Annotated in this window: 18 protein-coding genes; 10 read left to right on the forward strand and 8 right to left on the reverse strand. The window is 58.8% G+C overall.

The window, feature by feature from the left end; genetic code table 11:
• Positions 1 to 15 precede the first annotated feature (15 nt).
• Positions 16 to 1,065, forward strand: a complete 1,050-nt coding sequence (locus HQ945_RS19780) for a Gfo/Idh/MocA family protein (RefSeq protein WP_174208429.1) — start codon at positions 16 to 18, stop codon at positions 1,063 to 1,065.
• A gap of 4 nt (positions 1,066 to 1,069) precedes the next feature.
• Here HQ945_RS19780 and HQ945_RS19785 read toward each other — a convergent pair whose 3' ends face one another.
• The 3 genes from HQ945_RS19785 to HQ945_RS19795 are packed head-to-tail and all read right to left on the reverse strand — an operon-like array spanning position 1,070 to position 5,928.
• Positions 1,070 to 2,620 (reverse strand): SpoVR family protein, encoded by a 1,551-nt coding sequence (locus HQ945_RS19785; protein ID WP_113280390.1) that lies wholly within the window; start codon positions 2,618 to 2,620, stop codon positions 1,070 to 1,072.
• A gap of 11 nt (positions 2,621 to 2,631) precedes the next feature.
• Positions 2,632 to 3,957: a YeaH/YhbH family protein gene (locus tag HQ945_RS19790; RefSeq protein ID WP_174208430.1), complete on the reverse strand. Its 1,326-nt coding sequence runs from the start codon at positions 3,955 to 3,957 to the stop codon at positions 2,632 to 2,634.
• A 21-nt stretch (positions 3,958 to 3,978) separates the two neighbouring features.
• Positions 3,979 to 5,928, reverse strand: coding sequence for a PrkA family serine protein kinase (locus HQ945_RS19795; RefSeq protein ID WP_027232938.1), 1,950 nt, complete (start codon positions 5,926 to 5,928; stop codon positions 3,979 to 3,981).
• Positions 5,929 to 6,395: 467 nt separating this feature from the next.
• On the opposite strand from HQ945_RS19795, the gene HQ945_RS19800 reads away from it, so the two are divergent.
• The 4 genes from HQ945_RS19800 (at position 6,396) to HQ945_RS19815 (ending at position 11,201) form a co-directional block, all read left to right on the forward strand.
• Positions 6,396 to 7,130 carry a DeoR/GlpR family DNA-binding transcription regulator gene (locus tag HQ945_RS19800; protein WP_174208431.1) on the forward strand — a complete coding sequence of 245 codons (735 nt, stop codon included), beginning with the start codon at positions 6,396 to 6,398 and terminating at the stop codon, positions 7,128 to 7,130.
• Between the two features lie 254 nt (positions 7,131 to 7,384).
• On the forward strand, positions 7,385 to 8,314 hold the full coding sequence (gene deoC, locus HQ945_RS19805; protein ID WP_228017049.1) for a deoxyribose-phosphate aldolase: 930 nt from the start codon (positions 7,385 to 7,387) through the stop codon (positions 8,312 to 8,314).
• A gap of 4 nt (positions 8,315 to 8,318) precedes the next feature.
• Positions 8,319 to 10,703 carry an aldehyde dehydrogenase family protein gene (locus HQ945_RS19810; protein WP_113280393.1) on the forward strand — a complete coding sequence of 795 codons (2,385 nt, stop codon included), beginning with the start codon at positions 8,319 to 8,321 and terminating at the stop codon, positions 10,701 to 10,703.
• A gap of 42 nt (positions 10,704 to 10,745) precedes the next feature.
• Positions 10,746 to 11,201: an RbsD/FucU family protein gene (locus HQ945_RS19815; RefSeq protein WP_113280394.1), complete on the forward strand. Its 456-nt coding sequence runs from the start codon at positions 10,746 to 10,748 to the stop codon at positions 11,199 to 11,201.
• Between the two features lie 60 nt (positions 11,202 to 11,261).
• Here HQ945_RS19815 and HQ945_RS19820 read toward each other — a convergent pair whose 3' ends face one another.
• A complete protein-coding gene (locus HQ945_RS19820) occupies positions 11,262 to 11,921 on the reverse strand; it encodes a peroxiredoxin (RefSeq protein ID WP_027232933.1) in 660 nt (219 codons plus the stop codon).
• Between the two features lie 277 nt (positions 11,922 to 12,198).
• On the opposite strand from HQ945_RS19820, the gene HQ945_RS19825 reads away from it, so the two are divergent.
• Positions 12,199 to 12,477: a HigA family addiction module antitoxin gene (locus HQ945_RS19825; protein ID WP_162737156.1), complete on the forward strand. Its 279-nt coding sequence runs from the start codon at positions 12,199 to 12,201 to the stop codon at positions 12,475 to 12,477.
• A gap of 22 nt (positions 12,478 to 12,499) precedes the next feature.
• Here the strand turns inward: HQ945_RS19825 and HQ945_RS19830 are convergent, their stop codons facing one another.
• A complete protein-coding gene (locus HQ945_RS19830) occupies positions 12,500 to 12,721 on the reverse strand; it encodes a cysteine rich repeat-containing protein (protein ID WP_081815964.1) in 222 nt (73 codons plus the stop codon).
• 228 nt (positions 12,722 to 12,949) lie between these two features.
• Here HQ945_RS19830 and HQ945_RS19835 point away from each other — a divergent pair, with 228 nt between their 5' ends.
• The 3 genes from HQ945_RS19835 (at position 12,950) to HQ945_RS19845 (ending at position 18,369) form a co-directional block, all read left to right on the forward strand.
• A complete protein-coding gene (locus tag HQ945_RS19835; RefSeq protein WP_036815042.1) occupies positions 12,950 to 14,095 on the forward strand; it encodes an efflux RND transporter periplasmic adaptor subunit in 1,146 nt (381 codons plus the stop codon).
• Positions 14,092 to 17,241, forward strand: coding sequence for an efflux RND transporter permease subunit (locus HQ945_RS19840; protein ID WP_113280396.1), 3,150 nt, complete (start codon positions 14,092 to 14,094; stop codon positions 17,239 to 17,241). The genes HQ945_RS19835 and HQ945_RS19840 overlap by 4 nt, the downstream gene beginning before the upstream one ends.
• Positions 17,242 to 17,346: 105 nt before the next feature.
• The gene (locus HQ945_RS19845) at positions 17,347 to 18,369 is read left to right on the forward strand and encodes a FecR family protein (RefSeq protein WP_113280397.1); all 1,023 of its coding nucleotides are present in this window, start codon (positions 17,347 to 17,349) and stop codon (positions 18,367 to 18,369) included.
• 24 nt (positions 18,370 to 18,393) lie between these two features.
• On the opposite strand, the gene HQ945_RS19850 is transcribed toward HQ945_RS19845, so the two are convergent.
• Positions 18,394 to 20,565, reverse strand: a complete 2,172-nt coding sequence (locus HQ945_RS19850) for a CHASE2 domain-containing protein (protein WP_113280398.1) — start codon at positions 20,563 to 20,565, stop codon at positions 18,394 to 18,396.
• A gap of 271 nt (positions 20,566 to 20,836) precedes the next feature.
• Entirely contained in the window at positions 20,837 to 21,904 is a 1,068-nt protein-coding gene (locus HQ945_RS19855) for a diguanylate cyclase domain-containing protein (protein ID WP_174208432.1), read from the reverse strand.
• Positions 21,905 to 22,212: 308 nt separating this feature from the next.
• Here HQ945_RS19855 and HQ945_RS19860 point away from each other — a divergent pair, with 308 nt between their 5' ends.
• The gene (locus HQ945_RS19860; protein ID WP_091951839.1) at positions 22,213 to 22,842 is read left to right on the forward strand and encodes a P-loop NTPase family protein; all 630 of its coding nucleotides are present in this window, start codon (positions 22,213 to 22,215) and stop codon (positions 22,840 to 22,842) included.
• Here the strand turns inward: HQ945_RS19860 and HQ945_RS19865 are convergent, their stop codons facing one another.
• Positions 22,843 to 25,362 carry an EAL domain-containing protein gene (locus HQ945_RS19865; RefSeq protein ID WP_174208433.1) on the reverse strand — a complete coding sequence of 840 codons (2,520 nt, stop codon included), beginning with the start codon at positions 25,360 to 25,362 and terminating at the stop codon, positions 22,843 to 22,845.
• Between the last annotated feature and the right edge of the window lie 121 nt (positions 25,363 to 25,483).

Raw genomic sequence — 25,483 nt, forward strand, 5'->3', positions numbered from 1 at the left:
GGAGCAGGTGGGTCGATGCGTCTTTTGATCTTGGGTACCGGCCAGATGGCTAACGCACATGCGCGCAGTTTCGCCGAGATCGATACGGTGACGCTTGCAGGTGCCGTGGATGTCGACCCCGCCCGCGCCGAGGCGTTTTGCGCGAAATACGGTATCGAAAAGGCGTTCACCTCGCTGGCAGACGCACTTGCCTGGGGAAACTTCGATGCCGTTGCAAATGTTACGCCCGACAGCGCGCATTATTCGACGACGCTGCAATGCCTCGCCGCCGGCAAGCACGTCTTCTGCGAAAAGCCGCTGGCCACGAATTCGGTAGATGCGATGGAGATGGCCGAGAAGGCCGAATCCGCCAATCTCGTGGGCATGGTCAACCTGACCTATCGCAACGTTGCCCAGCTGCAGGCGGCGCGCAAGCTGGTCACCAGCGGTCGGATCGGGACGGTCAAGCATGTCGAGGCGTCATATCTGCAAAGCTGGCTGGTCTCAAGGCAATGGGGCGACTGGCGCACGGAAAGCCAATGGCTATGGCGCCTCTCCAAGAACCATGGCTCCAACGGCACCCTGGGGGACGTCGGTGTCCACATTCTCGATTTCGTGGTTTATGCAACGGACACCGAAATCGACGAAGTGTTTTGCCGGCTAAAAGCATTCGACAAAGCCGAGGGCAATCGTATCGGCGAATATGAACTCGATGCCAATGACAGCTTCACCATGAGCGTGAGCTTCAAGAACGGCGCCCTCGGCGTGGTGCATTCCAGCCGCTGGGCGACAGGTCATGTGAATGAACTGCGGCTGCGCGTTTATGGCGACAAGGGATCGCTCGAAGTGCTTCATCGCCACGACGGTTCCAGGCTTCTTGTTTGCCTTGACGCCGATATCGAGACTGCAACGTGGAGGGAGATCAATGTCGATCCGGTACAGACGAACTATCAGCGCTTCGTCGAGGCCGTAGCCATTGGCCTGACCCTCGAGCCGTCCTTTCGCCACGCCGCGAGGCTGCAAATGGCGATTGACCTTGCAAACGTCACCGAGAGTGACCGCCGCGAGCACCGCCTCTCGACCTGAATCGCTATCCGGCGAACTTGTCCGTCGATGTTTCGTAGAGGACGTTGCCGAATTCGGCATCGACGCCGACGAGACTGACGTCATAGCCCCACAGGCGACGAACATGGCGCAAGGTCGCATCCCTGGTGCTTTCGCTGAGCACGATGCCGTCGCGAGCCGTATGCTGCAGCCGAAGGTGGCGATTGCCGAGCAGATCGACATCGACGACCTGGATGTTGGGCTGGTTCATGCCGATGTCATAGCTGCGGGCGAGGGAGCTGCGAATTTTCTCATAGCCCCGTTCGTTATGGATAGACGCGACCTGGTAGTGCTTTTCCTTCGATTCATCATCGAGAGCGAACAGCCGCATCTTGCGGATGAGCGCAGGGCTCAAATATTGCAGCAGGAATGATTCATCCCGGTGATTGGCCCAAGCGTCGAGCAAGGTGCCGCGCCAGTCGCCATTGCCGGCAAACTCAGGGAACCAGTCGCGGTCCTCGGCCGTCGGTTTGGTACAGATGCGCTCGATATCCTGCATCATGGCGAAACCGATCGCATAAGGGTTGAGTCCCGAAAAACGCGGATCGTCAAACCCTGGCTGGAACACTACATTGGAATGGCTGTGAAGCATCTCCAGAAGGTGACCTTCGCTTATTTTTCCCCGGTCGAACAGCATGTTCATGATCGTGTAGTGGACAAACGTTGCGCAGCCCTCATTCATCACTTTGGTCTGCCGCTGCGGATAGAAATACTGGGCGACGACACGGACGATGCGCAGGATCTCGCGCTCCCATGGTTCGAGGATCAGGCTGTTCTTCTCGAGAAAATAGAGAAGGTTCTCTTCCGGCAGGTTGAGGGCTTTCTTGCGCTCCTGCGCCTCCATTTCGGCCTCGGTCGTGTCCTCGCTTTGCCGTGGCTGCGGCAAGGTTCTCCAAAGATCGCTGAAAATCTTTTCCTCATACTCCAAGCGCTCGCGAACGCGCGCCTGTTCCTTGGCCGAGGAAATGCGGGGCGGACGGCGGTAGCGGAAAACCGCCTGATCCATCAGGGTATGCGCTGCATCGAGGATGGATTCGACGGCCGCAAAACCATATCGTTCCTCGCAACGCGAAACATAGCCCTTGGCGAACTCCATATAGTCGAGGATGGCGCTGGCATCGGTCCATTGCCTGAAGAGGTAGTTGTTCTTGAAGAAATGGTTGTGGCCGAAGGAGGCATGGGCGATGACCAATGCCTGCAACGCCATCGTGTTTTCTTCCATCAGATAGGCGATGCATGGATTGGAATTGATGACGATCTCATAGGCGAGGCCGCGCCTGCCCTTGCGGTAGAGATATTCCTCGTAGACGAAATGCTTGCCGAAAGACCAATGCTGGTAGATGAGCGGCATGCCATTGGACGAATAGGCATCCAACATCTGTTCGGAGGAAATGATTTCGAGCTGATTGGGATAGCAGTCGAGCCCGAGATCATCGAGGGCGACCTCCTTGATCGCGTCATAGGTCCGGGACAATGTATCGAAGGTCCAGTCGGACCCGGTGAACAGAAGGTCGGAAGCGCCCGCACTCTTACTCATCTAGACCCCGCTCAGCCGTTCTTGGCGGAAGATGGTTGCTTGGCGAAGAGCTGGCGGAACACCGGGTAGATGTCGCCTGGCTTGGCTATTCGCGTCATCTGGAAGTTTCGCCAATTTTCCCCGACCTGTCGATAGGAACGCCACAGCGAGGTACCATTGTCGGTCGAGCGGAATATGGCGCTCTCGCGTTCGTCCAGAATCTCGACATAGGCATAATACTGGCAAAGCTTCATGATCTCCTTGTTCAACAGATTGACGCAATGCTCGGAATCGCCCGCGAGGTTGTCGCCGTCCGAAGCCTGTGCGGCATATATGTTCCAATCCTGGCTGGGGTAGCGCTCAAGGATAATGCGCTGCATTTCCTCCAGCGCGGTCGATACGACCGTGCCGCCGCTTTGGGTGCTGCGAAAGAACGTCTCTTCATCGACTTCGTGCGCCTGATGGGTATGGCGGATGAAAACGATGTCGATGCGCTCGTAACGCCGTTTCAAAAACAGGTGGAGAAGTACGAAGAAGCGCTTCGCAAGATCCTTCTCGCGCTCGCCCATGGATCCTGAAACATCCATGAGGCAGAACATCACGGCGCTTGCATTCGGCAAGGGCTGCGGCTCGAAGCGATTGAAACGAATATCGACAGGGTCGATATAACCAACCACTTTGCGGCGGCGCTCAAGACGTTCCAGTTCGCTGCGCATTTTCGCAAGGCGCTCGGAGGAAGCGCTGCCGGGCTTCGGGTGCTTTGCTTCGAGTTCCTCGATTTCTTTGGCGATTGCTTCGACCTGGGCAAGCTTGGGGCGCTGCAGTGCGATGCGGCGGCCAAAACTGTTCCGCATGGTTCGCCCGACATTGATGTTGGTCGGGGCGCCGGCAATGGTAAAACCAGCACGGCGCGAGCGAAAGGTAACGGCCTCCTTGAGACTGGACTTGATCATGTCCGGAAGTTCGAGGTCTTCGAAGAAAAGATCGAGCACCTCCTCGCGCGACAGCACGAACTGGAAATCATCCTCCATGTCGCCTTCGGATGCAGCACCCTTGCCTGCACCCGTGCCGCCGCCCTGACCGGGTTTGGCGAGGCGGTCACCGGCGGTAAATTCCTTGTTGCCGGGCAGTACGTGTTCGCGCCTGCCGCTGCTTCGATCCGCCTGAAAGCTGGGCTCGCTGGTGCCGTCCAGTGGAAAGGGAACGCTGTGGCCCGCATCCACATCGACGATCTTGCCCGACTTTATCTTTTCATGGACGACGCGCTTCAGCTCTCCGCGCGCGCGGCGCAGAAAGCGTTGGCGATTGCTCAGGCTCTTGTCCTTGGGGTTAAGGCGGCGATCGATGAAGCTCGGCATGCAAGCACCTTTCTTCGGCGATCACCCCGCCTTGTTCACGCGCATGTACCAATCCACCAGTCGACGAACCTGCCGTTCCGTATAACCCCGCTCGACCATGCGCTGGACGAACTCCGTATGCTGCTTCTCGGTGGCGCCATCCTTCTTCGAACCGAAGCTGATGACCGGCAGCAGATCCTCGACCTGGCCAAACATGCGCTTCTCGATGACTTCGCGCAACTTTTCGTAGCTCGTCCAGGACGGGTTGCGGCCATTATTTTTGGCCTTGGCGCGGAGGGTGAACTTCACGACCTCGTTGCGGAAATCCTTGGGATTGGCGATGCCGGCCGGCTTTTCGATTTGCGATAACTCACCGTCGAGAATGCCTCGATTGAGAATCTGGCCGGTATCGGGATCCTTGTAGTCCTGGTCCTCGATCCATGCATCGGCGTAGGCGATATAACGGTCGAAGAGGTTCTGGCCGTATTCGCTATAGGACTCGAGATAGGCCTTCTGTATCTCGTGACCGATGAACTCTGCATAACGAGATGCGAGTTCGGATTTGATGAAATCGAGGTAGCTGGATTCGATCTCCTGCGGGAACTGCTCGCGCTTGACCGATTGTTCGAGCACATACATCAAATGCACGGGGTCAGCCGCAACCTGCTTGGTGTCGTAGTTGAAAGTTTCCGAGAGAACCTTGAAGGCAAAGCGCGTGCTGATGCCGTTCATGCCTTCATCGACGCCTGCGGCGTCGCGGTACTCTTGCACCGATTTCGCCTTCGGATCTGATTCACGCAGGTTCTCGCCGTCATAGACGCGCATCTTCGTGTAGAGCGGGGAATTTTCGTGCTCCGCAAGCCGGGTTGAAACCGTAAAGCGGCTGAGAATTTCCAGCACTTCCGGTGCGCAGGGATTGTTGACGAGTTCGCTCTCACGCAACAGCTTTTCGTAGATCTGCTTTTCTTCCGTCACCCGCACGCAATAGGGCACCTTGACGACAGACATGCGGTCGAGGAAGGCCTCATTGTTTTTGTTGTTCTTGAACTGGAGCCATTCGGATTCGTTCGAGTGGGCAAGAATGATCCCCTGGAACGGGAAGGCGCCGAAATTCTCGGTGCCGTTGTAGTTGCCTTCCTGTGTCGCCGTCAGCAACGGGTGCAGGACCTTGATCGGCGCCTTGAACATTTCGACGAATTCGAGCATTCCCTGCGTGGTCCGGTTAAGGCCGCCGCTATAGGAATAAGCGTCGGGGTCGGCCTGGCTGAAATTCTCGAGCTGGCGGATATCGACCTTGCCGACGAGCGAGGAAACGTCCTGGTTGTTCTCGTCGCCAGGTTCGGTCTTGGCGATGCCAATCTGGCGCAGCCGCGATGGAGCAAGCTTGACGACACTGAACTTGGAGATGTCACCAGCAAATTCGTCGAGCCGTTTCGCTGCCCAAGGGGAGATCAGGCCGTTGAGGCGTCTGCGGGCAATGCCGTATTTGTCTTCGAGGAGGCCAGCCATGCGATCAGGCTGGAACAGGCCGAGCGGCGATTCGAAGATGGGGCTTATCTGGTTGCCGGCCTTGAGGGTGTAGATGGGGCGGCGCTCCATCAATTGCTTCAGCCGTTCGGCAAGTGAAGACTTACCTCCTCCAACGGGACCGAGCAGATAAAGTATCTGCTTACGCTCTTCCAGACCCTGTGCGGCGTAGCGGAAATAGCCGACAATGCGTTCGATCGTGTCTTCCATGCCGTAGAAATCGGCAAAGGCCGGATAGATCTTGATGGTGCGATTGAGATAGATGCGGCCGAGGCGTTCGTCAGTACTGGTATCGACCAGGGTCGGTTCACCGATGGCATCGACCATGCGTTCGGAAGCAGTGGCAAACATTTTGGGATCGTTGCGGCAGGCGAGCAGATACTCTTGCAGGCTCATCTCTTCCTGCTTTTCGCTGCTGTAGATCTCTGAGAAGAGACTGAATACGTCAGATGCCTGCGTTGTCATTTCCAACCTCCAGCCGCATGCAAGTTCGACGGAACTTGAGCTGAAGGGGCCGCCCCTCCGCTCAGAGGATTGCATGCCGTATCGTTACACTGTCAGGTGAGTCGCTCCACTGTGCAAGACACTAATTGTTGTTATCTTGTGTAGATGCAATTTAGGCACATAGTTGTGTCTGCAATGAGGTGAGGATCACCTTTCGTCGTCTGTCCTTCACCAAAGATGTAAGTAGTCTCTCTGGCAAATTGTATAGGTAACGACAAAGAATCTGCGTCAATATGTCAGAAAAGTGGAGCAACGGCGGTCAAGCTGTGCCGGTGGTACCATAAGCCAGCGATTATGACGGCGGCAGAACTCCTTCGCTTTTCTGCACGAGCAACATAGTTATGCGGCTTCGTTGCGGTTCATTGCTCCTTGAACGCGATCTGTTATGTTTTTAACAGTTGTCACAATGGTTGAGGGGACGAAACGCAATGGTAAGCCGCAAGGCACGGCGAATAGCAGATCTCTCGGGAGCGCTCCGGGCGCGGCGGGTATTGCGTCTCAAGGATGCAGCCCTGCTGCTCAACGTTTCCGAAATGACCGTCCGCCGCGACGTTGCTGAAAATCCCGACCAGTTCGGCTACCTTGGCGGCCATATCGTTCCGGCTGGCGATTTCTGGAACGACAGTCCTTACGATTTGTCGCAGGCGGTGGACACCCATGCCGCCGCCAAGGTGAGGGCCTGCGCGCATGCCGCCAGATATATTCGCCCCGACGATACGATCTTTATCGATTGCGGCACGACGCTGCTCAGCCTCATCGACCATGTTCCCGCCGACTACCGGATCACCGCCATCTGTTATGCGCTTAATGTCGCCGAGCGGCTGACGCGCCGCCCGAACATAAGCGTGGTGATGCTAGGTGGGCTTTATTACGCTTCGTCCGCTTCGTTTTCCGGCGATTCCGGCCTTGAAACCCTCTCCAAGCTTGGCATCAATACTGCGTTCATTTCGGCTGCCGGGCTGGATATGAGCCGAGGCGCGTCTTGCGCGCACTTTCATGAAGCACCGGTCAAGCAAAGAGCGATCGAGTTTGCTGAAATGAACCTGCTTGTCGCCGACAGCAGCAAAATGGGCAAGGTCAAGCCTGTTCTGTTTGCGCCAATTACGGCCTTCCAGGCGATCATCACCGAGGAAGGCGAGATTGACGTGCCTAAAGCCCCTTGACGCCATGGCCATTTTGATGGAAAAATAACAAAAACTGATATTATTCTCACAATGATGGCGAAGGCCGGTGCGAATGTTCTGGTCTGTCGGCGCGAAGCGCCTATGCTAGACTTGCATTCGCTGGAGGAAGTTTTCTCGTGGAAAAAGCCCGGATTATCACTGCATCAGGCGATGGCGGGGTTGTGACAGCCGGTTCCTCGCCAGCGAGGCTGGTGGACCACGCCAGGACGAATGGCTGGCCGCGCAATCCTGGCATGGAACTCGACCTTTCCTGGGTGCTTGACGCGCGGGTTAACCTTTCCGCCGTCGAGCGCCGTGTCGCAAGCCTTCCCGGCAGGCGTACGGTCAAGAAGGACGCCCAGGCAGCGTGGCTGTTGAAGGCGGTCACCTGTATCGATCTGACGACACTCAACGGCGACGACACGGCCGAACGGGTCAAACGCCTGTGCGCCAAGGCGATGCACCCGGTGCGGCAGGATATTCTCGACGCTTTGGGCATGGGCAAGCGGTCGATCACCACCGGAGCCATCTGCGTCTACCATCGCTTCGTAGCGACGGCGGTGGAAGCCCTCGGCGATTCCGGCATTCCCGTCGCCGCGGTCTCGACCGGCTTTCCGGCGGGGCTTAGTCCGCACCACCTCAAGGTGAAGGAGATCGAAGCGTCGGTTGCCGACGGTGCAAAAGAGATCGATATCGTCATCACCCGCGAACATGTGCTGACTGGCAACTGGACCGCACTCTATGCGGAGATGCAGGACTATCGCAGGGCCTGCGGCGATGCGCACGTAAAGGCGATCCTCGCCACCGGCGACCTCAAGACCTTGCGCAATGTGGCGCGTGCCTCGCTCGTCTGCATGATGGCCGGTGCAGATTTCATCAAGACATCGACCGGCAAGGAAGGCGTCAACGCAACGCTGGCTGTTACGCTGGTGATGTTGCGCATGATCCGCGCCTACGAGGAGCGCACGGGGTTCAAAATAGGCTACAAGCCGGCTGGCGGCATTTCTGCGGCAAAGGACGTGCTGAACTATCAGTTCCTCATGAAGGAAGAACTTGGCCGGGAGTGGCTCGAGCCCGATCTCTTCCGAATCGGCGCATCGAGCCTTCTTGCCGACATCGAGCGGCAATTGGAACATCACGTTACGGGCGCCTATTCCGCGCTCAACAGACATCCGATCGGATAATGCCATGACAGTCGCGACCTATTTTGACGAAATGTCCTACGGCCCCGCGCCCGAGGCCGATACCGAAGCCCGCGATTGGCTGGCTCGCCACAAGTCGAGTTTTGGCCACTTCATCAACGGCGCCTTCGTGCCTTCTACGTCGGGGAAGACATTCGACACGTTCGAGCCCGCCACCGGCAAGCGCCTTGCCAAACTCGCCGTTGGCGACAAGGCGGACGTCGACAAGGCGGTCGCCGCAGCCCGCAAGGCACAAGTTTCCTGGGCAAGGCTGCCCGGTCACCTTCGTGCTCGCCACCTCTACGCGCTTGCCCGGATGATCCAGCGGCACGCCCGCCTGATCGCAGTGGTCGAAGCCATAGACAACGGCAAGCCGATCCGCGAGACGCGCGATATCGATGTGCCGCTCGCCGCTCGCCACTTCTATCATCATGCGGGATGGGCGCAGATCAAGGACACTGAATTTGCGGATCACGTTCCGGTTGGCGTCGTCGGCCAGATCATTCCCTGGAACTTCCCCTTTCTCATGCTCGCATGGAAGATTGCCCCCGCGCTGGCGCTCGGCAATACGGTTGTTCTTAAGCCTGCCGAATTTACCTCGCTGACCGCCTTGCTTTTCGCGGAGCTAGCAGCGGCGGCCGGCCTTCCAGCGGGCGTTCTCAATATTGTCACCGGTGAGGGTGAAACCGGTGCGCTGATCGTAGATCATAGCGACATCGACAAGATTGCCTTTACCGGATCGACGGAAGTCGGCCGCATCATTCGCGAGCGCACGGCGGGCAGCGGCAAATCGCTTACCCTCGAACTTGGCGGCAAATCACCCTTCATCGTGTTTGATGATGCCGACGTCGATGGTGCGGTCGAAGGTGTCGTCGATGCGATCTGGTTCAACCAGGGTCAGGTATGCTGCGCCGGATCGAGGCTCCTCGTCCAGGAAGGCATCGCCAAGCTTTTCCATGACCGGCTGAAGCGCCGCATGCAGACGCTGCGGGTCGGTCTCCCGCTCGACAAGGCGATAGACATGGGCGCCATCGTTGCGCCAGTGCAACTCAGCCGCATTGAAGCGCTGGTGAAGAAGGGCCTAGCCGAAGGCGCAGAACTGCACCAGGCGCAGATCGAAATCCCGAAGAGTGGAAGTTTCTACCCGCCGACGCTTCTGAGCGGCGTGCAACCCACCTCGATCGTTGCGACCGAAGAGATCTTCGGGCCGGTTGCCGTGTCCATGACGTTTCGCACGCCCGAGGAAGCGGTCCAACTCGCCAATCATTCGCGCTATGGTCTTTCCGCCAGCGTGTGGAGCGAGACGATCGGCCTTGCGCTCAACGTCGCGGCAAAGCTTGCGGCCGGCGTCGTCTGGGTCAATGCGACGAACCTGTTTGATGCCGCGGTCGGCTTTGGCGGCAAGCGCGAATCCGGCTTTGGACGTGAGGGCGGGCGCGAAGGCTGCTACGAATATCTGAAGCCCAAAGCGTGGATCGGCCGCAAGGCGCGCGTTCTACCGAATTTGCCCGAGCTCAAGCCTGTAGTCGGGGATTTTTCCGCGCCGGCGATCGACCGGACGACCAAGCTCTTCATCGGCGGCAAGCAGGCGCGGCCGGACGGCAATTATTCGCGCCCCGTGGTCTCGCCAAAAGGCAAGATGATCGGCGAGGTCGGCGACGGCAACCGCAAGGATATCCGTAACGCCGTTGTTGCCGCGCAGGCGGCCTCCGCCTGGTCGAGCGCGACGACGCACAATCGCGCTCAGATCCTCTATTACATCGCCGAAAACCTTTCCGGACGTGCCGACGAATTTGCCGCGCGGATTGCCGCCATGGCCGGGTCTTCCGCAGCGGCGGCGAGGGCGGAGGTCGACGCTTCTATCGCACGGCTCTTTACCTATGGCGCCTGGGCGGACAAGTTCGAGGGCGCGGTGCATTCGCCGCCCCTGCGGGGTGTGGCACTGGCAATGCCGGAACCATTGGGCGTAGCTGGAGTCATATGCCCGCCCGAAGCTCCGCTACTCGGTTTTGTCAGCCTTGTTGCGCCGCTTGTCGCCATGGGCAACCGCGTGGTTGCGGTGCCGAGTGAGGCCTACCCGCTCGCCGCGACTGATTTCTACTCGATCCTCGAGACGTCGGATGTGCCAGCGGGCGTCATCAACATAGTGACCGGATCGGCAATCGAACTCGCCAAGACCCTTGCAGCTCACAACGATGTCGATGCTGTTTGGGCGTTTGGCAGCGATGAACTATCCGCCACTGTCGAGAAACTGTCCGTCGGCAACCTTAAGCGGACCTTCGTCGATTACGGCAAGGCCACCGATTGGAACGACCGCGCCGCCGCCGAAGGCACGCTTTTCCTGCGCCGCGCCGTCGATGTAAAGAATATCTGGATTCCTTACGGCGAATAGGAATAGTCAGAGATCAAGGCCCTGCAACTCTGGAGGAATTTCATGCTCAAGAATATCGACCCGGCGCTCAATGCGGACGTTCTCCACGCGTTGCGGTCCATGGGTCACGCCGACACGCTGGTGATTTCAGATACGAACTTTCCCTCCGACGCCATCGCTCGGCAAACGACGCTGGGCAAGCTCCTGCGTATCGACAATATTTCAGCTGCTCGCGCGATAAAGGCGATTTTGTCGGTGATGCCGCTGGATACGCCGATTCAGCCGTCGGTCGGTCGCATGGAAGTCATGGGCGCGCCGGGCGAAGTGCCGCCCGTCCAGCGTGAAGTGCAAGCTGAGGTCGATGCGGCGGAAGGCAAGGCCTCACCCATGTACGGCATCGAGCGCTTTGCGTTCTACGAGGAAGCAAAGAAGGCCTATTGCGTGATTACCACTGGAGAGACCCGGTTCTACGGGTGCTTTATGCTTACCAAGGGTGTCATTCCGCCCGAGACAGCCTGACAAGCAATCGCCGCCGGCGCGAAGGTACTGGCGGCGATGAACTCTTTGCCCAGAAGTATTTTAAGCCTGCGGCTGCTTTGTCTTGCGCAGGTAGGGCAGAACCCGTTCGAACTCGCCGAAGCGCTCCTTCGCCTCTTCGTCCGAAACGGCGGCCGTGATGATCACGTCTTCTCCCTGTTGCCACTGCGCCGGCGTCGCCACCTTGTGCTTGGCTGTCAGCTGGATACTGTCGATCGCGCGCAGGATCTCGTCGAAGTTCCGGCCGGTCGTCATCGGATAGGTAATCGTGAGTTTGATCTTCTTGTCCGGTCCGATCACGAATACCGAGCGCACGGTTGCATTGTCTGCGGGTGTGCGGCCTTCGGATGTATCGCCTGCTTCAGCCGGCAACATGTCGTAGAGCTTCGCGACCTTGAGCTCCTTATCGCCGATCAACGGGTAGTCGACCTCGTGGCCCGTCGCCGACTTGATGTCAGCCTTCCACTTGGCGTGGCTTTCGACAGGATCGACGGAAATGCCGATGATCTTGGCGTTGCGCTTGGCAAATTCGGGAGCAAGGCCAGCCATGTAACCGAGTTCGGTGGTGCAGACCGGCGTAAAATTTTTCGGATGGCTGAACAGCACGGCATAGCTGTCCTTGATCCAGTCATGAAAATGGATCTCGCCCTGCGTCGTGTCAGCGGTAAAATCCGGTGCGGTATCATTGATACGTAGGCCCATTGTAGTTCTCCCAGTCCGATGACGGTTGAAACCAACGCGATTGCTTCCAGGCGCTGCATGGCCAGGCGTTGGATTGGAGCGAAATCTAGCACGGCCCATTGGCGCTGAACAATCACCGGCTCCAATATCTTTGGTATGGGGCCGGCAAAGTAGGGTCACGCGTTATTGATCGGCAACGTCGAACTGCCGCTTTCGCGCCACGATTTTTTCACTCGCCTGACATGCGGCGGAACTATGATTCGAGGCACAAGTGATGCGAGACAGATCGGCAAGCAAGATGAACACATCAGCAAATCGATGGACGCCGCATTGGGCAATCCACCCGGGCCAGCATCTCCTTGAGTGCATCCAATCCCGCGGCCTGTCCGTGGAAGACTTTGCCGACCGGACGGACCTGCCCGCAACGACGCTCGATGCCATCATCTCGGGACGGCATCCCATAACCTACGACATCGCCCTTCGGATCGGACGCTCCTTCGGAATCATGCCGGACTTCTGGTTCCTTTTGCAGTCCAAATGGCACCGCCAGCAGGAAACCATGAAGACGCCTGCATAGGGTGGTTGCCAGGATCAAGGCCTTATTTGGGGGCGTGCGCCTCGACAACCTTCTTGCACGCCGGGGATAGTTGGTCCAACTGCTTTGCCAGGCACTCGAAAATGCGCCCGCCACCGGGCGCTACCCCGCTACAGTATTTCTGATAGTCCGGCATGCATGCTTCCCGCTCGGCAGCTGTCTGTGCCGCTGCCATGCCGCCGGAAAGTCCAATGCCGATCGCAAGTAAACCAAAGACCAACCGCATCACAACCTCCCAAAATATGCCGCTGAAGATCTATCCTCCGATTGCGGAATAACGTAGCATCCGACGGGATTTCCCTGCAACCAACGTCAATCGGGGAGTTTGATGGCAGGTCTATTGGGGTTGCATGCCGGCAGGCGCGAAGACAATGCATATCGCCCGCAAAGACAGCTGGGCGGAGACCCAAATTCAATATTTGCGGCCATTTTGAGAGCCGTGCCCCGCAAGAGAATGGTCCTCTCCGCTGCTTTGCTTACCGGCGCTTTCGCACTCGCCGCCTGCAGCGAACAGAACACCTACGAGCCGCCGCCGCCGCCAAAAGTTGATGTGGCCCTACCGGTCAAGCAAAATGTGACGCCCTATCTTGAAACGACCGGCACCACGGCCTCCATCAATTCGACGGCTCTGGTCGCCCGCGTTCAGGGGTTCATCCAATCGATCAACTACCGGGATGGCGATGCGGTGAAGGCCGGGACGGTGCTTTTTGTCATCGAACCGGAGCCTTACCAGCTGGCGCTCGATCAAGCGAACGCTGCCAAGGCATCCGCCGACGCGGCGCTGAAGCAATCCCAAGCAGAATTTGAGCGCCAGAAGGCCCTCGTCGCCAAGACCTTCGCCACGCAGCAGGATCTCGAAAAAGCCGAAGCCGCCCGTGACGCCAATATTGCTGCCCAGCAGCAGGCGACAGCCAGCATTCAGCAGGCCGAACTCAATCTGAGCTATACGCAGGTCAAGGCGCCCTTCGATGGTGTCGTCACCGCGCGGCTCGTTTCGGTGGGCGAACTTGTTGGCCCCAATAATGTATCGACCCTCGCCAGCATCGTGCAATTCAACCCGATTTATGTCGACTTCAACGTCAGCGAAAAGGAGGTCTTGCGTGTTCGCGCGACAATGCAGAAGCGCGGAGTGACGACGCAGGATCTGAAGAAGATACCGGTCGAGATCGGCCTGCAAACCGAGAAGGGCTACCCTCACGTCGGAGCCCTCGACTACGCCGCTCCGATAATAACGGCGAATACGGGCCAGCTTGCCGTCCGCGGTGTGTTTGACAATGAAAATCGGCAATTGCTGCCAGGCTATTTCGTGCGCGTGCGCGTGCCGCTTTTCGAGGAGCCGGACAGGCTGCTCGTACCCGACCGCGCCGTCGGCAGCGATCAAAGCGGGCGTTATGTGCTTATTGCAGGCAAGGACGATATCGTAGAACAGCGCACGGTTCAGCTCGGCCAGCTTGTCGGCGAATTGCGTGTCGTCAGTTCCGGCGTCACCGCCGATGACCGCGTCGTTGTCTCCGGCCTGTTGACGGCCATTCCCGGCCAGAAGATCGAACCGCATATGACTGTTCTCACCGCCACCGCTGCTGACGGCGTGACGCAATGATCTCCAAATTTTTCATCGAGCGTCCGGTCCTTGCCAATGTCATCGCCATTCTCATGGTGGTCATCGGTTTCGTGTCGCTTTACCGGCTGCCGATTGCGCAATATCCCAACGTCGTGCCGCCAACTGTGCAGGTGACGACCCGCTATCCCGGCGCGAGCGCCCGTACCCTGATCGATACGGTGGCGCTGCCCATCGAACAGCAGGTCAACGGCGTCGAGGGCATGCTCTACATGCAGTCCTATTCCGCGTCCGATGGCAGCTATACGCTGACGGTCACCTTTGCGATCGGCACCGATCTCGATGCGGCGCAGGTTCTGGTGCAGAACCGGGTTTCGGCGGCGCTTGCCGCTCTGCCGCAGTCGGTGCAGGTACAGGGTGTAAACGTACAGAAGAAATCGACGTCGATCCTTGAAATTGTAACCCTGACGTCGCCTGACGATCGCTTCGACAGTCTCTATCTCAGCAACTATGCCACGATCCGTCTTAAGGACGAGCTCGCGCGTGTGCCCGGCGTCGGCAATGTGAGCGTCTTCGGTGCGGGCCAGTACTCCATGCGCATCTGGCTCGACGCCAACAAGATGCGTGCACGCAGCCTGACCGCGCAAGATGTCATCCAGGCGCTGCAACAGCAAAGCACGCAGGTGACCGCAGGGCAGGTCGGCATCCCGCCGGTGCCGGCGGACCAGTCGTTTCAATATACGATCAATGTTGAAAGCCGCCTCAGCGATCCCGAGCAGTTCGGCGCCGTCATCGTCAAGACCGGCACCAATGGGGACTTCACGCGCGTTCGCGATATCGGCCGCGTCGAACTCGGTGCGCAGACCTATGGTCAGTACTTCAAGCTCGACGGCAAGCAGGCCGCGGGCCTCGCAATCTTTCTGTCACCCGGCGCCAACGCGCTGAATGTCGCCAAGCTTGTCAGCGATCGCATGAAGGCGCTCGCCGCCGAATTCCCGCAAGGCGTCACCTATTCGATACCGTTTGATACCACCACATTCGTCAGCCAGGCGATCAACGAGGTCTACAAGACGCTGTTTGAGGCGGCGCTGCTGGTGCTGATCGTCATTCTCGTCTTTCTGCAGGATTGGCGCGCCATGCTCGTGCCGGCAACGACCGTTCCGGTCACGATCATCGGCGCCTTCGCGGCGATGGCGGCCATGGGATTTTCCGTCAACCTGTCGACACTGTTCGCGATCGTGCTTGCCATCGGGATTGTGGTCGATGACGCCATCGTGGTTGTCGAAGGCGCTGCCCACAATATCGAGCAGGGCATGTCGGGGCACGATGCGGCGATCAGTGCCATGGATCTGCTTTTCGGACCGATCGTCGGCATTACCCTCGTGCTGATGGCGGTGTTCCTGCCCGCTTCGTTCCTGCCCGGCATCACCGGACAGATCTTCTCGCAATTCGCGCTGGTTATCGCGGCGACGGCGTTGATCAGCGCGATCAATGCCGTAACCCTCAAGCCGACCCAATGCGCCCTGTGGCTGCGGCCGACCGTACCGATGGAAAAGCGCAATGTGTTCTATCGCGGCTTCAACGCCGTCTACCAGCGCGTCGAAAACGCCTATATCCGGCTGATCGGATCAATGGTCAGCCGCGCCGGACTCATGGCAATCATCGCTTTGGCGATCATCGGCGCGGCGGGTTACGGCCTGACGCGCGCCTCGACGAGCTTCCTGCCCATCGAGGACCAGGGCTATCTGCTGGCAGCGGTCCAGCTTCCTGATGGCGCGGCGCTGGGGCGGACGCAAAAGGTTCTGGAGGATGTCGGGAAGGTCGCCAAGGAGACACCAGGGGTGAAGCAGGTCATCACCATTGCCGGCATGTCAGCCCTCGACAATAGTTCCACCCTCGCCAATGCCGGCCTCGCCTACATCATGCTCAATGATTGGAGCCAGCGCGGGAAGGGTGAAGACCTCGGATCGCTCTACCAAAAGCTGAATGCAAGTCTCGCCACCAATCCGGAGGCCCGCATCATCGTGCTGCCGCCACCGCCGATCCAGGGCATCGGCAATGCGGGCGGCTTTACGATGCAGGTCGAAGTCCGTGACGGGAGCTTCGATCTCGCTAAATTGCAGAGCGTGACGAATACCATGGTCGCTGCTGCGGAAGCGCAATCCGGTATCCAGCGTGCAAGCGCGCCGTTCCGGGCAACCGTGCCGCAATACGATGTCCAGATCAATCGCGAGAAGGTGGAGACGCTGCTGCTCACCGCCGATCAGGTGTTCGATACGCTCGCGAGCTATCTCGGCTCCAGCTATGTCGACCAGTTCAACAAATTCGGCCGTGTCTTCCAGATCTATGTTCAGGGTGATGCGCAGTTCCGCTTGGCGCCCGACGACATCAACAACCTCACCGTGCGCAACAAGAATGGCGACATGATCCCGCTCGGCACTGTCCTGACCATTACGCCAAGCGTCGGTCCTTCGCTGATCAGCCTCTATAACCTTTATCCGTCCGCCTCGATCACGGGCGTTCCCGAAGCCAATTTTTCCTCGGGACAGGCAATGAACCTTATGGAACAGATTGCCGAGAAGACCATGCCGCCGGGCTTCGGTTTCGATTGGACCGCGCTCTCATTCCAGGAAAAGATTGTCGGCAACCAGATGTATCTGGTCTTCGCGCTTGCCCTCCTTTTGGTGTATCTCGTTCTGGCCGGCCAATATGAGAGCTGGATCGCGCCGGTTTCCGTCCTGCTCGCGGCCCCGATGTCGCTCGTCGGACCGGTTGGAGTACTGCTTGGCGCGAACACGCCCATCAATCTCTATGTCCAAATCGGCTTGATCCTGCTCATCGCGCTTTCCGCTAAAAATGCCATCCTGATTGTCGAAATGGCGCGGGAATTGCGGGCCTCAGGGAAATCGATTACCGAATCCGCCATCGAAGCGGCGAGGTCCCGCTTCAGGCCTATCCTAATGACATCGTTTGCCTTTATTCTCGGCGTGGCGCCGCTCGTCGTGGCGACGGGTGCTGGTGCCAGTGCGCGCAAATCGATCGGCATCACCGTGTTCAGCGGCATGATTGCTTCGACCTGCCTTGCAGTGCTGTTCGTGCCATCATTCTTCGTCATTATGCAGCGTTTCGAGGAGTGGCGCTCAGCGCGCAAGCAGCCAGCCAAGGCGCCGATGGCCGAAGCCAAATAGTGGGCGAAAAGCGCGTTCGCCCAAACATCTGACTTAACCCAAAGGGATGACACGACTCTTGACGGGGTGACATGGTAACCTTCCGCCTTTGGTGAAGGGGGTGCCATGACGTGGATGCGTGGTGCCGCGATCGTGGCGTTGAGCCTCTCGCTGTTTAGCCCGAGGCCTCTTGTTGCTGCTGAAGCAATTGGCGAAGCGGTCCGGATCAAGACCGAAGTAACCGGCGCGGGCGGGACGTTGGCCGTTACCGATCCCGTACATCGCAACGAGAAGATCAGCACGTCCCCGGACGGCCTCGGCCAGTTCGTGTTCAAGGACGGCACCAAGCTTGCGGTTGGGTGGGGCTCGTCCGTTACCCTCGACAAATTCGTCTTCGACGATTCCGACACCGTCAAGAGGCTCTCCATCAAGGCCGCAAAAGGGACATTCCGCTGGATCAGCGGCAGCTCGAAATCGTCCGCTTATGAGATACTCACGCCCGCCGGCACGATTGGCGTTCGCGGTACGGCGTTCGACTTCTATATTGATCGCGACGGCACCACTGCCGTCGTGCTGCTTAGCGGTGCTGTCGGATTTTGCGGCCCGGGTGGATGCCGGCAACTGACAAAGCGCTGCGACTGCGTTGTCGCGAAACCCAATGGCCGTATGACGAACCCCGGCCGCGTCAACCAGAGCATCTTCAAGACGCTGGGCAATAACCGCGCCCTGCCGTTCCTGTCCGGCAATCAGCAACTTTCGACCGGCTTCGGAAGGTTTGTAACTGGTTGCGGGCTTTCCAAGGCTGTGTCGGATCCTGCCCAGACCGCACCCGAAAGAAACAGGCCCGAGCGACCGACGCCGGCGGCTCCCGCTCCACCGGCGCCCACGCCGGTGGCACAGAACGAACCGGACCCGCCGGCACCGCCGAGCCCACCGGCGGCTCCGACCCCGCAGGCGGAACCGCCTGATACGCCAACCGTGCCGGATAAGCCGGACGAACCCGATAAGCCTGACAAGCCCGACAAGCCCGACAAGGGGCATCATCACGGCAAACATGATCGCCATGACCATGATCGCGACGACGATCATCATGACGGCGATCGCAGGGGCCGTGGCGGCTGGGATGGTGGCGGTCGACACCAACGTTAGTCGAACTGTTCTCGCCGGCACCGGCTATCTTGAATGGCCGTTGCCTTTGCGCCTCGGCTCATCGAGATAATGTTGGGATCTGCGTGTTATGCGGCCGTAAAATTCCGGCAGCCCAACGCCCAAATCCGCAGCTTTCGACTTGGCGGCATTGACCATTCTGCGGCTGGTTGTCGACTGCGCGCGCATTGCCGCGATAAGTTGCCGGTGAATGGTCTGCAATTCGGCGAATTTCGCCGACGTCGAGACTTGCTCATTACCGACCACGGCAAAGAGTTTCGTCCGCGTGCTCTTGCCCTTTAGCGCAAGGTCGCCGACTTCCAGCAATGCGTAGTCCGGCAGGAGACGCGCGGTGTTGTTGGACACGAGAATATCGAAGCCCACATCCTTGCACGACGATTCGATACGCGCCGCGACATTGACGGCATCGCCGACCGCCGAATAATTGAAGCGTGCCTCGGCCCCCATATTGCCGACGCAGGCGATGCCGGTGTGAATGCCGATGCCAATGCCTACGGGTTGTTCCTCGCCGAATCCAAACGCGTCGCGGGCGTTGAGCTTAACGAGTGTCTCGCGCATGCCAAGCGCCGCCCGCACTGCCTTGCGGCCATGGTCGGCGACATCGACCGGTGCATTCCAGAACGCCATGATCGAGTCGCCGATGAACTTGTCGAGCGTTCCCTCATTGGCAATGACATGCTGGCTCAAGGCGTCGAGAAGCGTATTCAGGAAGCCGACGAGAGCGGTCGGTTCGAGCCGCTCGCTGATTTCGGTAAAATTCCGCACATCGACGAACATCACGGTGAGTTCACGATCATCGCCGCCAAGCTGCAAGGCATTGCGCGTGTGCTCGATGCGATAAAGCAGTGAAGGCGAAAGATAGTGACCGAAGGCCTTGCGAACCTCCCGCCGTTCTCGATCAGTCACCAGAAAGCGGAATGCCGTCGCCCCGAAATGCGTGACCGACCAGCCGACGATCGGGGCGAGAGGGTCAAACAGCAGTCCAGCATAGTAGAAGGCGAGCCACGATGCGGCGAGGCCGAGCGCGGTGATCAGCAAGCCGCAGGCGAGCGCGAAGGCGGGACTGATGAAGGTTGTGACAAGGACAAGGAAGGTACCGCCGACGGCGACGGCAAGGATCTCGAGGCCGTTGGCCCAGTCCGGCCGTGACAGGAATTTGCCGGATAGAATCTGTTCGACAGTCTGCGCATGTAGCGAAACGCCCGGAACATTTTGTCCGAGCGCAGTGGCGCGAATATCCTGCAACCCCGCCGCTGATGTTCCAACGAAGACGATACTGCCTTCGATGGCGGATGCGAGTTCGGGCGAGTTGCCTTCCGCGCCAAGTACGCGCCGAGCCGAGATATAACGTTCGGCTCGGTCTGGGGTAACATAGAGCCACAATTCACCTGCGGCGGTGACGGGCACCGCAAACTCGCCGATCTTCACCTGTGTTATCGTGTCGGGGACATCGGGCGCATCGGCGAGAACATAGGTCGAGGCGCCCTGTGCGACGCGAAGCGCCTCGATAGCAAGGTTGGGGTAAAGCTGCGCACCGTCGCTCAGAAACAGCGGAACCGTCCGCACGACCGATGTGGAACTGCCGGGATTGAGGCTGATATGGCCAAGGCCGGCGGCGTTTGCCTCAAGTTGCGGTCGCAGCGGCGTCGCCGACTTGATACGGGGCGGGGCGCCGAATGGGCTTTCTCCGGTAAACGCAAATCCCGCCTTTACGGGCGGGCGGTAGCTTCCTTCATTCGACAGTCCAAAGCCCAACACGACCGGCTTTCCCAGAACGGCGTTGGCGAAGATCGCATCATTGTCGGGAAACTTGTCGAGGAGCGCGGGATCGATACCCTTGACGTCGCGAACCACGTTGCTCGGAGACAGGCGATCCGGCTCGGCAAAAAGAATATCGAAGGCGATGGCCGAGGCGCCAAGATCGTTCAGCTTGTCGACAAGGGCAGCGATCCGGTCGCGCGGCCAGGGCCATTGTCCGTATTCGAGCAGTGATGCCTCATCGATATCGATCACCTTCACCGGCATGGGTTCGAAGGCGCGCGGCAGGATGCGTTGATATTCATCGAAGGTGACGTCGCGGGCGAGCTTCAGGATGGGTGGATCACCGGCCCGGAGGATGGTGAGCACCGCCACGAAGGCAAGGCCGATAATTACCCCCAATTGCTGCGCGCGTGTCATGACCGCATTTGCCAGCCCTCCCTGGCAGCGCATCGACGGCAATTGCGCTGTCGCCCCTTGCACCGCCAGGAAATGGCATGCTGCCCGTTTCTTTGGCTCTATGCAATCGCTTCAACCCAATGGGATGGGCGCGCTCTTGTCCCGCCGAGCGTTCAACTATGGAGGCGACGGTCAGCGGCTTCGTTGGTATTTGATACCCGATCCCGTGGCTGGCCGAGCACACACGTGCGCTTCACGGGAACAGCATGCCTTCGACAGAAATGAATGCCGATCACGCGCTGAGATCGTGCGGCGGTTCGAACCGTTGGAACCGGTTGCGTCCAGCAGCCTTTGCCGCGTAGAGCGCGATATCTGCCCGCTTGAACACGTCCGAAGGCGAGCCCGCATCGACGAGGGCGATGCCGACCGAGGCACCAAGTCGCAGCGTCCTTCCATCATGCTCGATCGGCTGGCTCAGCGCTTCGACGATAATGCGTGCAAGGTCCTCGGGCGCATCCCTGCCTTGCGATGTCTTTGTAAGAACGGCGAACTCGTCGCCGCCGATACGGGCGACGATCTCGGCGGCGCGGCAAGCATGTGCCAGGCGATGTGCCACTTCCTTCAGACAATCGTCACCGACCGCGTGCCCGAGCGTGTCATTGACTTTCTTGAAACCGTCGAGATCGATCAGGAGCAACGCACCCGCATCGGTCATCTCGCCATGTTGCTTGCACATCTGCGCAAGTTTCGCCTGGAATTGGGTCCGGTTGGCAAGGCCGGTCATCGGATCGTATTCGGCGAGATAGCGGGTCTGATCGAGGAGCAGCTTTTGCTCGGTGATGTCCTGCTTCATTCCAAAGATGCGCACGGGCTCATTGTCGGAGCATTCCACGGTAGCGGTAATGCGCATCCAGCGGTGATTGCCCTTTGCCGTGACGATTTCGGCTTCCATGGTGAATCCGCTATGCTCTTCGACGGCGCGGCTGCGGCGCCGAATGAGTTCGCGCGCGGATTCCGCAGAATAGAACGACATGATCTCGTTTCGATCGAGCGGCGAGCCCCGTGGCAGATCAAAGATATCGTAGACGACATCGGTCCAACGCAGCGTTTCATCGGGAAGGCTGCACTCCCAGATGCCGATCCGGGCTGCCGCCGCCGATTGATCGAATATTCTTTGGCTGTGAGCGAGCGCGGCTGCCTGCTGGCGGATGCGCGACTCCATGGCATCAAGCTCTGCCTTTATGCGCGACGCGGTTTCGGCATCATCGCGCCGACCAAGGGACGCGATCATTTCGGCTACCAGATCGGCAAGTTGGCGTGTCTTCGCGCTGGATACACTGCGCGCAGGCGTATTTGACATGTTGAGCTCAATTTGAAACTGCGAGTGCGGCACATGCAACAGTTGCGTTATAGCGATTAAGACTTTCTATATGAAGACGGCTACAGTCATGGTTGCCTTGCGCTTTGTGATCGCTACGGTAAATGAATTGATCGGCATGGTGAGGATCAAGGAATCTATCAAGGTGTAACGGTGCACCTATGGGTTGAATTTTTCACTCTAAAGTTGAATTGTGTTATTGGGCACCCTTATATTAGAGCTGGTTCAATTGATAAAAACTGTACTGCGATAAACACTGTTCGAAGCTTTTGTGGGGTAGGGGAAACTCATTGACCAAACGCATAGACGCCAAGCTCAAGGTCATTCTATTGGGCGGATCATCCAATGTGGGCAAATCAACCATTGGGGATGTGCTTGCGGGCAAGCTTGGCTGGCGCTGCGTTTCAACCGACAGCCTCGCCAAACATCCAGGCAGGCCATGGCCCAAGCGAAAGGAAAAGGTCCCGAACCACGTTTCGGAACACTACCTCAATTTGCAAGCCGACGAATTACTGGAGTCTGTGATCCTTCATCACAGGCGCATGTCGCCGCTCGTTGCGGAATTCATCTGGTCGATACTAAAGGGCGCCAATGACCAGAGAACTGTGCTCGAAGGCTCCGCTCTCTGGCCGTTTATTACAGCGGGTCATCGCCTGAAGGAAATCGGCGCGGTCTGGCTGACGGCTAGCGCGGAAACGTTGAGGTCGCGCATCCATGAAAGCAGCGGTTACCAGAATGCCGACGAACGAAGCCGCGCGATGATTGCAAGTTTTCTGGAGCGAACCATCCTCTTCGACCAGAAGACCACCGAACTTGTCAGGGAGCATGGCTGCAGGGTGCTCGATACGGATCAGTTCGCAACGACCGACGACATTGTTGGAGAGATCATCAATCAGTTCCCCTCCCAATCGAAGCGATAGCTACGAGTTTGCTTCCCGGACATCGAGATCCTGCAGCAAGTTTCCAAGCGGCTGGGGACGGTGGAAGAGGAAGCCCTGTCCAAAGCCGATGCCGAGCGAGCGCAAGATGCCGACAGCGCCGGTGTCTTCGATATGCTCGGCAACCACATCGACGCCGAGTTCGCGCGCAACGCTGCCGATCGACCGGACGACCGCCTGATTGAGCCGGCTGTTTGAGAGCTTTTCGATGAAGGCACCATCGATCTTGATGCTGTCGACATCGAAGTGGTGCAGATAGCCGAAGGAACTGAGGCCCGCGCCAAAATCGTCGAGACTGATGCGGCAGCCGGCAGCCCGGGCTTCCTTGACGAAATTTTCGGCCGCCTCGTAATTGTTGACGGCCGTCGTTTCCGTGATCTCGAAGATCAGGCGCGCGGGGGAGACGTTTGTACGTTCCGTGGTCGTCTTGATGAACGACCACAAAGTCGGATCGCTGATCGTGTTGGCTGAAAGGTTGAGTGCGATCGCAACCTTGTCGGTCGCCATAAGCCGCTCGCCATATTGCTCCAGCGTGTGTTCGATGATCCAGCGGTCAACGATACCCATCAGGCCGAAGCGCTCCGCCGCCGGGATGAACTCCGCCGGGGCAATCAACGTGCCGTCCGGAGCGCGCATTCGCGACAGGATTTCGATGTAGACCGTATTTTCGGTCGTATCGGAAATCTCCCTGATCTCCTGGCCGTAGATTTCCAGCCGTCCTTCCGCCAGCGCCTCGAGAATGCCCGATGCAGCCTGGACGCTTGCGAGGTTCTCCTTCGCCGCGCCAGTGTTTTCATCGTAAATCGCTGTGCGGTTGCGCCCTTCCGCCTTGGCGGCATAGCAGGCAGCGTCGGCCCGCGCGACTGCCTCGTTAAGAGTGAGGTTGGGGTCGTCGAGAAATGCGATACCGACACTTGCGCCGATTTCCTGCAGTTTCCCGTCCCATTCGAGGCGCACCTTGCGGATCTCTTCGATCAGGCGCTCGGCTATTGCCTTTGTGTCCTCGGGGTTGGCCGAGGGCAGGACCGCGGCGAACTCATCACCGCCCAGACGGCCGATGACGGCGTCATGCGGGAGAACGCTGTTCATGCTCGCAGTTGCAAGCTTCAGCAGCGCATCGCCGGCCGCGTGGCCGAGCGTGTCGTTCACCATCTTGAAACGGTCGAGGTCGATGTAGAGCAGCGCGTGTCGCCGGTCGGGGCTAGCAAGTATCGAGGCGGTGGCCACTTCGAATGCACGCCGATTGAGAAGCCCGGTCAAGGTATCGTGGGTCGCCGCGTGCGAGAGTTCACGTTGCAAATTGCGCGCGTTGGTCACGTCCTGAACGACGAGCACCGAGCCAGTGACCGCGCCGGCTGTATTGAAAATCGGCGATGCAAGGTCACGTATCGAGCGGCGTTCGCCATCGCTTCGGACGACGACCGCGTTTTCGACGCGATCGACCGTCGATCTGTTCTCCATCGCTCGCATCGTCGACGACGTCAAAACGTGCTCGCTCACTTCGTCAACGAGGCGAAGGGCGCCGCTCACCGGGGCGCCGATCAGTTCGCTGGCAGATCGCAGCAACAGCCGTTCAGCGGCAGGGTTGGCAAAGGTGATGATATCATCGACATTCGTTGTCAGCACCGCGTCGCCGATCGATTGCAGCGTGACGCGATAAAGGTCCTTCTCGCGCGCCAGTGCCTCGGCGCTGTGGACCTGCTCGGTAATATCCCAGATGCTGCCCATCAGCATCTCCGGCATGCCTTCGCGCTTAACGAGGCGGGCAAGAGCATATACGTGGCGCACCTCGCCGTCGGGCTTGACGATGCGATAGCTCGTCTTCATGGGAATGCCGGTCTTGAAGGTCGCCTCGACCGCCTGTTCCGCTATGGCAGCGTCTTCCGGATGCAGGAGACGGTGCCAGGTGGCGCGGGGGACCTCGTCGGTGCCCGACCCGATGCCGAATATTTCGCGCATCCGCCGGTCCCAAAGCACTGTTTCGGTCTCGATGTTGAAATGCCACAGGCCAATCTGGCCCGCGTCCAGCGCCAGTTCGACGCGCTGGTTCAGCAGCGCCAGCTGATGTTCGGCATTCTTCTGGTCGGTAATATCCGTCTGAACGCCTATCATGCGGGTAGGCTTTCCGTCCGCATCCCACTCAACCACGCGGCCGCGATCGAGCACCCAGACCCAATGGCCGTCCTTGTGGCGCAGCCGGAACTCCGTTTCGATCTGCGGAATTTCGCCCGCAATATGCCGCTGTCCACTCTCGATGGCGCGCTGCTTGTCGTCCGGATGAATAAGCGTCAGCCAAAGATCGCCGCTGTCACCAAGTTCGTCCTCCCGGTAGCCGAGCATCCTTTTCCAGGTGGAGGAATAGTAGCACTGGCCGGTGACAAGATTGGAATCCCATACGCCCAGACCCGCCGATTCCAGGGCGAAGCTCCAGCGATTTGCCTCGGCGCTGTCGGCAGACTGATTGGGCCTTGTATGGAGGCGCATGTTGCGTACATCGGTCATGGCGGGAAGCTAGCATGGAAAGCAGGAAAATACAGTTAATGCCACCATACATCCTTTAGTCTATGTGCGATGCACAAAAACCCTTATTGCAATGCAGCAAAATTGGGCTATCGTGACTGTA

Source organism: Phyllobacterium pellucidum, assembly GCF_013327855.1.
In the GTDB taxonomy this organism is placed as follows: Bacteria; Pseudomonadota; Alphaproteobacteria; order Rhizobiales; family Rhizobiaceae; genus Phyllobacterium; species Phyllobacterium pellucidum.